Source organism: Parabacteroides sp. CH2-D42-20 (assembly GCF_003670185.1).
GTDB lineage: Bacteria > Bacteroidota > Bacteroidia > Bacteroidales > Tannerellaceae > Parabacteroides > Parabacteroides distasonis.
In genome coordinates this window covers 21,851-34,594 of the sequence record NZ_RAYG01000020.1, presented here as the reverse complement: position 1 = coordinate 34,594, position 12,744 = coordinate 21,851, and the positions used below count along the sequence as shown (strand labels likewise).

At 44.4% G+C, this 12,744-nt stretch carries 8 protein-coding genes; 3 read left to right on the top strand and 5 right to left on the bottom strand.

The features are described 5' to 3' along the window. The 3 genes from D7V92_RS12485 to D7V92_RS12475 all read right to left on the bottom strand — a co-directional run bounded on the left by D7V92_RS12485 (position 1) and on the right by D7V92_RS12475 (position 5,604). Positions 1-2,520, bottom strand: a complete 2,520-nt coding sequence (locus D7V92_RS12485) for a DNA translocase FtsK (RefSeq protein ID WP_008771632.1) — start codon at positions 2,518-2,520, stop codon at positions 1-3. Positions 2,521-2,676: 156 nt separating this feature from the next. Next, complete coding sequence (locus tag D7V92_RS12480) at positions 2,677-4,197, bottom strand: 4Fe-4S binding protein (protein WP_121772994.1); 1,521 nt, start codon at positions 4,195-4,197, stop codon at positions 2,677-2,679. Between the two features lie 21 nt (positions 4,198-4,218). Next, the gene (locus tag D7V92_RS12475; protein WP_005865158.1) at positions 4,219-5,604 is read right to left on the bottom strand and encodes an aldo/keto reductase; all 1,386 of its coding nucleotides are present in this window, start codon (positions 5,602-5,604) and stop codon (positions 4,219-4,221) included. A 211-nt stretch (positions 5,605-5,815) separates the two neighbouring features. On the opposite strand from D7V92_RS12475, the gene D7V92_RS12470 reads away from it, so the two are divergent. Genes D7V92_RS12470 through D7V92_RS12460 form a run of 3 tightly spaced genes read left to right on the top strand, consistent with a single transcriptional unit; the run spans position 5,816 to position 8,127 of the window. After that, positions 5,816-6,364: a DUF5063 domain-containing protein gene (locus D7V92_RS12470; protein ID WP_005865156.1), complete on the top strand. Its 549-nt coding sequence runs from the start codon at positions 5,816-5,818 to the stop codon at positions 6,362-6,364. After that, complete coding sequence (locus D7V92_RS12465) at positions 6,361-6,942, top strand: 3'-5' exonuclease (protein WP_005855416.1); 582 nt, start codon at positions 6,361-6,363, stop codon at positions 6,940-6,942. The genes D7V92_RS12470 and D7V92_RS12465 overlap by 4 nt, the downstream gene beginning before the upstream one ends. Further along, complete coding sequence (locus tag D7V92_RS12460; RefSeq protein ID WP_036651518.1) at positions 6,943-8,127, top strand: class I SAM-dependent rRNA methyltransferase; 1,185 nt, start codon at positions 6,943-6,945, stop codon at positions 8,125-8,127. A gap of 51 nt (positions 8,128-8,178) precedes the next feature. On the opposite strand, the gene D7V92_RS12455 is transcribed toward D7V92_RS12460, so the two are convergent. Both D7V92_RS12455 and D7V92_RS12450 read right to left on the bottom strand, forming a co-directional pair. Next, positions 8,179-9,804 (bottom strand): RagB/SusD family nutrient uptake outer membrane protein, encoded by a 1,626-nt coding sequence (locus D7V92_RS12455; RefSeq protein ID WP_121772993.1) that lies wholly within the window; start codon positions 9,802-9,804, stop codon positions 8,179-8,181. Between the two features lie 12 nt (positions 9,805-9,816). Continuing rightward, the gene (locus tag D7V92_RS12450; RefSeq protein WP_121772992.1) at positions 9,817-12,594 is read right to left on the bottom strand and encodes a SusC/RagA family TonB-linked outer membrane protein; all 2,778 of its coding nucleotides are present in this window, start codon (positions 12,592-12,594) and stop codon (positions 9,817-9,819) included. Positions 12,595-12,744: the final 150 nt, after the last annotated feature.

Genomic DNA, 12,744 nt, shown 5'->3' with positions numbered 1-12,744 from the left:
TTATTTCAAAGCATTTAATACTTGCTCCAACGAATACTCATCTTGCACCAATACTTGACGGGCCTTACTTCCCTCAAACGGGCCAACAATACCGGCAGCCTCCAATTGATCCATCAAACGTCCGGCACGATTATAACCGATAGCGAATTTACGCTGGATCAAAGAAGTAGAACCTTGTTGCTGAATCACGATCAAACGAGCCGCCTCGTCAAATAAGGGATCTCGATCTGATAAATCGACTGCTCCCGAAGTTGATGCCTCCCCACCTTCCGGCACATAGTCCGGAAGCAAATAAGCGGTTTGGAAACCAGTCTGCTCACCGATATAATCCACGATATCCTCCACCTCGGGCGTATCTACGAAAGCGCACTGCACACGAACCGGCTCTTGTCCCGCCACGACAATCAACATATCGCCCCGTCCGATCAAACGGTTAGCGCCCGGAGCATCCAGAATCGTACGTGAATCGATCATAGAAGCAACCTTAAAGGCAATACGGCTCGGAAAGTTACTCTTGATCGTACCGGTAATCACCTTTGTATCCGGGCGTTGCGTAGCCAAGATCATATGGATACCTACCGCACGGGCCTTCGCCGCAATACGAGAGATAGGCAACTCGATCTCACGTCCGGCCACTGCGATCAAGTCGGCAAACTCATCCACTACCGCCACGATATAGGGTAAGAAGCGATGTCCCTTCTGCGGGTTCAACCGCCGTTCGATAAACTTAGCGTTGTATTCCTTTATATTACGAACATTCGCGTTCACCAGTAAACGGTACCGGTCTTCCATCTCGATCACCAACGAGTTCAATGTAGCGACAGCGTCAGCTGGCTCCGTAACGATCGGCTTCTCCGCATTCGGAAGTTTCGCCAGATAATGACGTTCTATCTTGGAATAGATACTAAACTCAACCATTTTCGGGTCTACCATCACGAATTTCAACTCCGATGGATGCTTCTTATATAATAAGGAAGTGATGATCGCATTTAGACCGACAGACTTACCTTGTCCCGTAGCACCGGCTACCAATAGATGCGGTGTCTTACAAAGATCGAACATGAACACCTCGTTCGTAATCGTCTTACCCATCGCCACAGGCAACTCATACTTACCCTCAATGAATCGGCGTGAAGCGATAACAGATTGCATCGATACCGTCTGAGGATTCTTATTCGGCACCTCGATACCGATCGTTCCCTTTCCGGGCATCGGGGCGATAATACGGATCTGCAAAGCGGATAAACTCAAGGCGATATCATCCTCCAAGTTCTTGATCTTAGAAATACGGACACCCGCCTCGGGTACAATCTCATAAAGCGTAACCGTAGGTCCGACTGTCGCTTTGATCGAAGCGATCTTTATATTGAAATCTTCCAAGGCTTGCTTGATCAAGCGTTGGTTTTCCGCCAATTCGTCCCGATTGATCTCCATGCTCCCACTATCATACGCTTTCAGCAAGTCCAAGGTAGGGAATACATAACGGGAAAGATCCAAACGGGGATCATACGTACCCAAGGCCGAGGCATCGTAGGTCTCATCATTACCGGCGGCAACTTCCACCGTAAATCCGGCATCCTCCTCATCCTCTGACTCCGGGGTATTTATCTCATCTGTTTTTTCGTTTATCGGATCGTCGTCACCTTGAGCGATCGTAACTACTAAATCATCAGCAACAGCGACCTCTTCGTTCTTATATTCCGGTACTGTTTTACGGTTTTCTTTCCCTTCGGCTTTCAACAATTCAGCCTCCGTATCGAACTCCTCATACTCATCCATTTCCGGTTGTTCATCCGGTTGCTCTACGACAGGCTTAGAGCGAGGAATTACATTATCCTCCTTTTCCGTCTGATCGACATCTACCTCGCCTTCACGTTTCAAACGATCTTTCACCCAACCTAAAGAAAATACGCGCTGTAAGAACGGGATTGTCTTCTTACTGGTAAAAATAGCGATGATTAAGAATGAGCCTAATAAAAGCAAGATCGTACCGGGGATTCCGATATTGGTAATAAACATCTCCGAGATGTAATATCCGTGTTGACCGCCTAGATAAATAAACGTATCCTCATATCCCTTGATAAATATAAAAGCAAAAAACACAGATCCCCAGATCAACGCCGAAGCGCTAAACAAAAAACGCCTCAACAAGGATACTTTATTTAAGTTCATGAGTTTCGCCCCAACCGATCCCAAGAAAAAGAGGATCATAAAAGAAGAGATACCGAACCAACGATTCATCAACAGATCAGACAAATACGCCCCGCGTACACCCGTCCAATTCTCTACCGATCCTCGATTGATCAATAAATCACCTAAAGGAACATTCTCTATTTTGCTTTGATCGGCAGCTCCTGTAAAGAAAAACGAAATCAAGGCAAGCCCTACATAAATGGTTAGTATAGAGATAATCAAACCTGTAATGAAACGGGTCCGTTCATTTGTAAAAAAAGTCTTCAAGGCAGCGAACCAGCTCGGTTCTGTATGATTTTGCTTCGTTGTTGTTGTCTTCTTTGCCATAAATAGTTTCTCAATAATTCTTTTATAACACGCAAATGTACATAGAAAAATCGAGTCTGACGAACCTTTGAAAAAAAGACGTACGTGTTTTCTAAAAAACATGTACATGTTTTCTCGGAAACACGTACATGTTTTTAGGGATAGATTTTAACGGCATTAAATAGATCTGTGCATCTCATGCCCTTCCACATAGATCGCACTATAAGGACGAGATGGACAAAGGTACTCGCAAGCACCACAACCAATACAAGTTTCCGTATTGATCACCGGGATCTTTAACGACTTCGGATCTGCAGGATCTTTCGCCACCATCTGGATCGATTTTGTCGGGCAATGGCGTTCACAATTACCACAACTCATACCGTCCGTATTGACAATACAAAGATCTTTTACCCATACGGCATGACCGATCTGTATAGCAGATTTGTCTTCTTTCGTAATCGGTTTGATCGCTCCCGTCGGGCAAACCTCCGAACATTTCACACATTCCGGACGGCAATACCCTCTATCGAATGCCATCTCCGGCTGCATCAGTTTCATCAGATCCGTAGACGGACGCAGGACATGATTCTCGCAGACAGATACACAAAGCTGACACCCCGTGCAATGTTGGGCCAGATTCCCAATACTCAAGGCTCCGGGAGGAACCAATGACGCCAAACGATTCGGCTCTTTACGTTCTTTAATCGGCGCAAAGCCTCCGTCTTTCTTCATCTCCACATAATCCTCCAGCTTTTTCTGCTGAGCATGCAAAACAGAAGACATGGCTACCAATGCCGTAGCTGACAAGGCTCGACGGCGGGAAACATCCGTAGTGTCCTTCGTTAAGGATTCTTTTACCGAAGTAGCTTTATCAGCCTTGCGTGCCCTCGTATACGAAATCGCACCTTGACGGCAATTATCCAAACAGTCCATACAAGTCACGCAACGGCTATAATCGATCGCATGATTCTTAGAATCGATACAGGAAGCCTTGCATTTACGTGCGCATAATCCGCAACCATTACATTTATCTGTATCAATGCGAGGTTTAAGTAAAGCATACTTCGACAAAAAACCGAGAACCGTACCTACCGGACAGATCGTATTACAATACGTACGTCCATTTCTCCAAGCTAAAATCGCTAATATGATAAAGCTCAGAATAGCGATTCCCATCGTAGCCAGACTACGCACCCATACGTCCACCGAATAGAATGCGTAACTATCCATACGTTCTGCGAAATAGGCCAATAGATTGTTGCCCTCTTGATAGATTGGCGCAAATAAATTAGAAGCGATACGCCCATAAGCGCTATAAGGCGAAATCAACGCTACCAAGGAACCGATACCAGCGATACAAGCCAATATAAAAATAACCAAGGTTCCATAACGCACCCACTTCAATGCGGGAGAATAGGAAAAGCGGTATTTCTTCCGTTTACTAGCAAACCACGAAATGATATCTTGCAATACCCCTAAAGGGCAGATAACGGAGCAATATACACGCCCCAATAAAAGAGTCAAGATTATCAACCCTACCACAACACCGACATTCAAAGCCAACAACGCAGGCCAAAACTGTATCTTTGCCAACCATCCGAACCAAGCGTGAATCGTACCCGTGAAATCAAGAAATAACAGGGTTATCAGCACAAAGCAAAAGGTGGCGGCGAATATTCTTATTTTTCGTAACATAATTTTCCGTTTGTTTAAAGGTTAACCATTCACTTTCAACTCTTCCACGAATTTATCGATACGCTGCATCTCTTTGGGGATATCGATACCCTGCGGACAATGAGGATTACATTGCTCACACCCTGTACAATGGTTCGCTTGACGCAACTTTGGGACACTCCGGTCATAACCGACTAAGAAGGCACGACGAGCTTTCGCGTAATTTTCGTCTTGCGCGCTTTTCGGAACATTTCCTTCGTTTACACATTTATTATAATGTAAAAGAATGCCCGGAATATCCAACGCATATGGACAAGGCATACAATATTTGCAATCATTGCAAGGTATTGTCGGATATTTCATCATAAGCTGGGCCGTCTCTTCCAAAAAGTCTTTCTCCTCGTCCGTTACCGGAATAAGCGGGGAATAGGTACGGATATTATCTTGCAAATGCTCCATATACGTCATGCCGCTTAACACCGTCAAGACCCCATCCGGAGAGCCGGCGAAACGAAAAGCCCATGAAGCCACGCTATTCTCAGGCCGTTGCTGCTTCAAACGAGCAACGATATGATCCGGAACATTCGATAAGCGACCTCCTAATAGCGGTTCCATGATAACCGCCGGAATACCTCGCTTCTCTAATTCGCCATACAGATAATCAGCGTTTACGTTACGTCCCGAGGCATGTTTCCAGTCCAGATAATTCAGCTGGATCTGAACGAAATCCCATTTCACGCCCATATCCAACACATAATCAAACACTTTTACATCCCCATGAAAAGACCAACCTAGGTTACGGATACGTCCCGCTTCCCGTTCTTTCACCAAGAAATCAAGCATTCCATTATTTATATAGCGGTCATTGAAAAGCTCGATACCATTCCCCCCACCGATAGAGTGAAGCAAATAATAATCCAGATAATCGGTTTGCAAATCACGGAACGACTGCCGATACATCGCCAACGAGTTTTCTCTCGTATAGTTCTGGAAGTTTGACAGTTTAGTGGCCAAATAATAGGAGTTCCTAGGATGGCGTGCCAATGCGATACCGGTCGCTTTCTCGGACATACCTTGTACATAAACAGGAGAAGTATCAAAGTAATTCACCCCATGTTCTATCGCATAATCCACTAAACGATTCACGGCTTCTTGATCAATCTGGTCTTTACCGTCCGATCCTTGTTTCAAGGGCCAACGCATACAACCATATCCTAAAATAGAAACCTTATCGCCATTCGTAGGATGTTGGCGATAGGTCATTTTATCGGTAGGAACCTCACCTAACGCCACAGCCGCCCCCGGCTCATTCTTGGGAGCGCAACCGTAAAGCGCCGCCGAAGAGGCGACAGCCCCACCCCCAAATACCTTCAAGAATTTACGGCGATTCATCTCTTGAGGGTTCTCATTCTTTCCACATGAACTCATAACTCGATCGGTTTTTTTATCCTAATTAGTATATCCAACATTAGTCTATCATTAACATTCCTTCTATTAATTGCACAAAAATAATAAAACAGGAAATATATAGGAGAGCAATCCCCGACTAAAAAGAATATTCGGGACTTTATCACGAAAAAAACGGATTTTTGTTGTATTTTTGCGAATTGTTATCAAGAATGATTAGACGAACAGGCACATGGAAAAAGAAGAAAATCCGATATACGAGCGCAACACGCTAGAATTTGTTACGGTAGCACTGGAATATTGTACCTTTGTTGAGACCGCCGGAAATACCGGGCTTTTCGACTTCGTAGATAAGGCGACAAAACTCCTGCCTCTATTATACTTAAAGGCCAGCCTGTTGCCCGAAGTGGAATCTGAAGAGGAAACCGAACTCGAGCTTTCCGTTTCAGAAGACATGTACGAGTCGGTTCGTTCACGGATAGCCGGTTTGCTTGGCGAACGAGATTCCTATCTGGAAACATTTCATGCGGATATGCGGTATAGCGATACTCCTATCGCAGCATTTATTTCCGAGAACTTGGCTGATGTCTATCAAGATACAGGAAATTTCGTATCTTTATTCCGTCAAGGAAACGAGGAAGTTATGCAAGAGGCTATCGCTTTGTGCCGCACGAACTTCCAAGAATACTGGGGACAGCAATTATTGAATGCCTTGAAAGCGTTGCACGCTGTGCGTTACAGTGGTGATGAGGATTTGGAAAAGAATGAAGAGGAAGAATGATACAACAATTTATACATACAATTGCTAAAGAGGAAATAGCGAAACTTACCGTAGAGGAATTCAAGGGACGTATCATTACGATCCTTAGTAAAGAGGAGGCAGACAAGGCCGTAGAGTACTTGCTGCGTTTTCCGATCGTCGGTTTTGACACGGAGACCCGTCCCAGCTTTAAGAAGGGACAGCGTTACAAGATCTCATTGATGCAGATATCAACGGATGATACTTGTTTCTTGTTCCGCTTGAATCATATCGGTATACCGGAATCTCTGGAGAAATTCCTGAAAAGCAGTTCGACCTTAAAGATCGGGTTATCTTTACGGGATGATTTCGGGGCGATACGGAAGCGTTCGGATATAGAACCCGCCAATTTCCTTGATTTACAGAATTACGTAGGCCAGTTCGGCATCGAGGATGCCAGCCTGCAAAAGATATATGCGATACTTTTCCAAAAAAAGATATCAAAAGGACAACGCCTCACGAATTGGGAGGCGGATGTATTGACAGACTCACAAAAGAAATATGCGGCCCTCGATGCTTGGGCTTGCCTAAGAATATATAATTTATTGAATCAAGCATAAATGGAGTATTGTAAAGTTTTTCTCAAGCCTAAGAAAGAAGAATCGCTATTGCGTTTCCATCCATGGGTATTTTCCGGAGCGATCCAATCTGTTGAAGGCGACCCGGAAGAGGGTGACTTGGTAGAGGTATACGGAGCGAACCAGCGTTTTTTGGCGATCGGCCATTACCAAATCGGCAGTATCGCCGTACGTGTGTTATCTTTCACCCCAATCGCCATCGACGATGCTTTTTGGGTTGAACGTATCCGTATCGCTTACGAACTCAGAAAGACCTTGCGGCTGGCTGGGGTAGAAAATAATAATACGTTCCGCCTGATTCACGGCGAAGGCGATAACTTACCGGGATTGGTGATCGATATGTATGCGCATACGGCGGTTATGCAAGCACATTCGGTAGGAATGCATTATGCCCGTCATCAGATCGCGGAGGCTTTGAAAGCGGTATTGGGCGATACTTTACAAAACATCTACTATAAATCGGAAGCGACTTTACCTTATAAAGCGAATTTAGGTAGCGAAGATGGTTACTTATTCGGAGGCGAAGTGGAAGATATCGCTATAGAAAACGGACTGAAATTCTGTGTAGACTGGCAGAAAGGCCAAAAGACAGGTTTCTTCGTGGATCAACGGGAGAATCGCTCTTTGTTGGAGCATTACGCAAAAGATCGCTCCGTATTGAATATGTTCTGTTATACGGGCGGTTTCTCTTTCTATGCGATGAGAGGAGGCGCTAAGGTGGTTCATTCCGTAGATAGTTCGGCGAAAGCGATTTCTTTGACGAAAAAGAATGTCGAGTTGAATTTCCCGGGAGATCCCCGTCATGAGGCATATGCGGAAGACGCGTTTAAGTATTTGGAAAAAATGGGAAGTAATTATGATTTAATCATATTGGACCCTCCTGCGTTTGCTAAACATAAGAATGTACTACGTAACGCCTTACAAGGGTATCGCAAATTAAACGCGATCGCTTTCGAGAAGATCAAGCCGGGAGGAATCTTGTTTACTTTCTCTTGTTCTCAAGTAGTTAGTAAAGAGAATTTCCGTTTAGCCGTATTTAGCGCTGCCGCCCAATCCGGCCGTAGTGTCCGAATCTTACATCAATTAACCCAACCCGCAGACCATCCGGTGAATATCTACCATCCGGAAGGGGAATATCTGAAAGGTTTAGTATTGTATGTAGAATAAGATATGCTCTTTGGGTGAAAACAAAGAATTAGTTTTCACCCAAAATCCAAGTTAATACCCCGGATTCTGTGTCAAGTTCGGATTCAAGGAACGGACTTTATCGGGAATGGGGAAAACAGTGGTATAGCCATTCGATTCATGGGGCAATTGAGGGCGATCCGTATAAGGGCGGGTAAACTTTCCAAAACGTACCAAATCCTGCCTCCTCCAGCCTTCCCAAGCCAATTCCAGTTGACGCTCAGCCAAAATATTTTCTAATGTCGCCTTACGAGGTAACATTCCCACACGGAAACGAACGGCATTCAACTCTTCATCCCCATTCTCTCCATTACGCACTTTCGCTTCCGATCTCATTAACAAGACATCCGCATAACGGAATAATACGATATCATTATCCGATAGCTTTCCATCTTTCGTCCCCATCTTATCGATCTCGTATTTCTTCATGCGGGCACCCGCCGTTTTCTCGGCAGGCAACCTAGACAAATCCAACCTAACTTCTAGAGGTAAATACACCAAAGGAGTCCCATTATCTAACCGAATCGTATCACCATTGAGGTCAAACATCGTATCGGCGTAATAATTCTCATAAAACCGGGTATCGACCGAGTCCGTCCCATACGCAAATACCCGAAGGGCCTCTATCGTAGCGCAAGAGCCGTTCTCTCCCCCCAATCCATATGCTTTGGCATGATTATAGTGACGGGAGCGGAAAAGATATTGCATTTGGTTCGTATATAAGTTCTTATCCATCGGAATCGTGAAAATATTCTCTCCGGACGATTCATTAAATACAGAAAAATTATCCGCATAGTTGGGAGATAAGCTATAGTTTAAGTCCGTTATTGAATCACAGTACGCCACAACCGTTTGCCAAGCGTTCAACTTCCTCTCGCCTACCCTAAAATAGATTTCCCGTCCATTCGGACGCAGACCATCCGTCCAGTCGTTATCCGTAAACACTTCTGCGTTTAAGGCCAACTTCGCCAATAAGAAATAAACAACCGGTCTCGTAATTCTTCCATAATAATCGCCGGGCGAATTACTATGCGCCGTACTCAATAACAAAAGGGATTCTTGTAATTCTTTTACAACAAAATCAAAGACCTCTTTCCGGTCACTCTGCCGCACGTCTTTCACCGGAATGGAAGAAGAAACGATAAGAGGGACACGGCCAAACATATCGACTAAATAATAATAATACATCGCACGAAAAGCACGAACCTCCGCCTCATACCGATCTAAATCGTTATAATCCGTTTTTTGCCGCAACTCGCCTAATATCTCTAAAGATTGATTGCTTAATACGATTACTTTATACAGATATTCCCAAGTAGCTTGGATAGCGTCACTATTCGTTCCCCACTTATGCAAGAAGAGACCTTGCCAGAAACCGCCGTCATACCAGTCGCCGCCACGAGTCGGGAGCATGGCCTCGTCAGTCGTAAAGGTATTCAAGTCGTAGACACCCCGGTACGTTCCCTGCAATCCTTGGCTATCGCTATAACCTCCGATATAATTATATAAGGAAGCAACCGTATTCAGATAGACATTCTGAGGGGTATCGTACGCATCCTCCGGATAAAGCTGATCACGAGGGTCCTCTTTCAGATAGCCATCGCACGACGATAACATCAAACCCGCAAATATATAGGATAAAATAGAAAGCTTTCTCATACGAACACCTTTTTAAAAATTAAAACTCAACCCCATCGTATAGGAACGAACCACCGGATAAGATCGCTTATCGTCTATACCTAAGGTATTATTTACGATAGAGCTATTTATCATCGGAGTCAATCCCGAATAACCTGTAATTGTCGCCAAATTATTTACGGAAACCGAAAGCCGTACGTTTCTTACATATTTCCTTAAATTACCAAGAGACACGTTCCAACCCAACGTCAAATAATCAAAATTGATATAATCCCCTTTCTCCAACCAATAATCCGTAGCCGTCTGATCTTGGATATTCCGGGATGGGGCTTCTCGCAACACGTTATAATCCGGGAATATATCCATATTCATATAAGTTAGCGATGTTCCATTATAAATCTTATGCCCAAAGGCTCCGTTAATCTGTACTGATAGATCGAATTGTTTATACCGGAAACTGATATTAGAGCCTAAAAGTGTTTTCGGCATAGCTTGTCCCGCAATATAACGATCCTCACCATCCTCCAAACTCACCCCGTTTCCATTCAAGTCCTCAATCTCATACTTATAGCCGCCGTTCCCATCGGAAACCAAACCTGTACATTTCGGTAAATAAAAAACACCCAAAGGCTGTCCGACCATTTGATAAACGATATGATTATACCCTCCATGGAAACCAGCCCCATTTAAATCCGAGATGCTAGTATATTCCGGGGCGGACATATATTCCCCTTTATAGTAACCGCTCAAGGAGAGCAATTTATTCCGTTGGAAAGTTACGTTTACGTTTATATTCAATTCCATATCTTTCGTACGCAAGGGCGTGACGCCAATACCCAATTCCACGCCACTATTCCGCATCGACCCCAGATTCGCCAACATTTTATTATAAGCGAAAGGCGGAACGCTTACATCGTATAAATACAACATATCATCCGTCTTGGAATTATAATAATCTACGGCAAGAATAAAACGATTGTCGAAAAACCCGGCATCGATACCGGCATTGAACGTACGTTTTACCTCCCATTTCAAGTCCGGATTCGCATTACGGATCGTACCCAAGGTAACGGTGGGCGCACCATTTACGGAAACAACCCCATTAGGCTTCATCAATCGCAAAGAATTGTAAGAATCGATCGCGTCTTGATTACCGGAAAGGCCATATCCCGAACGAATCTTTAAATTCCTTACCCACGAGATACCTTCCATAAACTCCTCTTCGGTCAACACCCAAGCGACAGAAGCCGAAGGGAAAAATCCCCATTTATTATTTGCCCCCACTTTCGAAGAGGCATCCGCTCGGGCATTCACGGTAGCGATATACTTTCCATCATAAATATAATTCACACGTCCAAGGAAAGAAGCCAGATGAGGAGCCTCATAGTAAGAACCGGTCCCCTCCCATAAACGTACCGCACCTGCCTGTAAATTATCATAACCAAAACGATCGCTACTGAAATTCGTCGCAGTCGTATAAAAACCTCTCGTTATCATTTTCTGAGCTTCCGCCAATCCCAATACATTTAGCTGATGCAAACCAAAGTCTTTTCTATAGGCCAACATGAAATCTCCCAATAAAGATTCTGTTTTCCGCTCCCCCCGATAAGCCTGCCCATGTGCCCAAACCGAAGTAGGGAGGTATTGGGCGTTATCTATTACATTATAGGTATACGAACCGAAAGCCGTAAACATTAAATGCTTACTCAAGTTAAAAACCAGTTTTAAGTGCGTATTTATATGAGCATTCGAATCATCATCCTTCACCTCCCACCAAGCCAAAGGATTCGTGATCTGGCTAGCGTTAGTTATTTGATCCCAGCTACCCGTCTCCATATTCTTATGATTCGGAAATGTCGGGTTGAAAGTAGCGGCGGAATAGAACATCTTCTGTACATCATTTAAATAAGCATTTTTTAGCAAGGAACCAAATATGCCTAAATCAAAGACCAGAAGATCATTGAACGCATGCTGCGTAATATTCAACTTGGTCGTAAAATTACGTGAGTTCGTATTTCGGATAACCCCTTCCCTTTCCACAAATCCCAAGGAGGCACGATAACTGGAAGTCTCCGAACCACCCCCAAAAGCGATATGATGATTCTGCACCAACCCCAACCGGGTAATCTCATCCTGAAAGTCCGTATTATTCCCTAAATCTAAAATACCGATATTACGTTCCTCCGCCAGTTTCCGGAAACCATTCGCCGATAACATATCCAAACTTTTATAAGCCGCCTCCACACCGAAACTCCCATCATAACTGATACTAAAAGCTCCCTGCCGCCCTTTCTTTGTCGTTACCTCGATAACACCGGAAGCGCCACGAGAACCATATTGAGCAGTCTCAGAGGCATCTTTCAAGATCGTGAAGTTCTCGATATCTGCCGGATAGATCGAGCTAAGCAAATTAAGATAGGCAAAAACCCCATCAATAATCACCAACGGATCATTACCTCCCGTTAAGGAAGTTGTACCCCGGACCTGGACGGCAGCCAAGGCAGCGGCGCTATTTCCTCCAACCGGGATACTAACGCCGGACACCCTTCCCCGAAGAGCGTCCAAGGGTGTAGAGATCAGTCCCTCATTCATCCCCCCTTCATTCACCCGGTTTACGGAACCGGATAAAGTACTACGATTGCCCGTAGCATATCCGACAGTGATCAACTCATCTATCAAATTGGAATCCGACAAGAGAGGCTTGATCGTATCCGGCAGAAGCGGCAGCTCCTGACCGTAGCCGTAAAAGAAAGACAAGGCCCCGCAGAGAAACAAAAACAGGACTTTTCGGATATATATAAAAACTTTCATAAGTACGTTGGATTTAAGATTAATAACCCATATAAATAAAACTTCCCTCGGTTAAGTTTTGTTCGCACCCAAGATACAACATTTCCTCAAGATCTTAAAAATAAAAGCGTACCAAGTTGTCAAGAAGCCTCGACAAGGCTTTAGCGATAT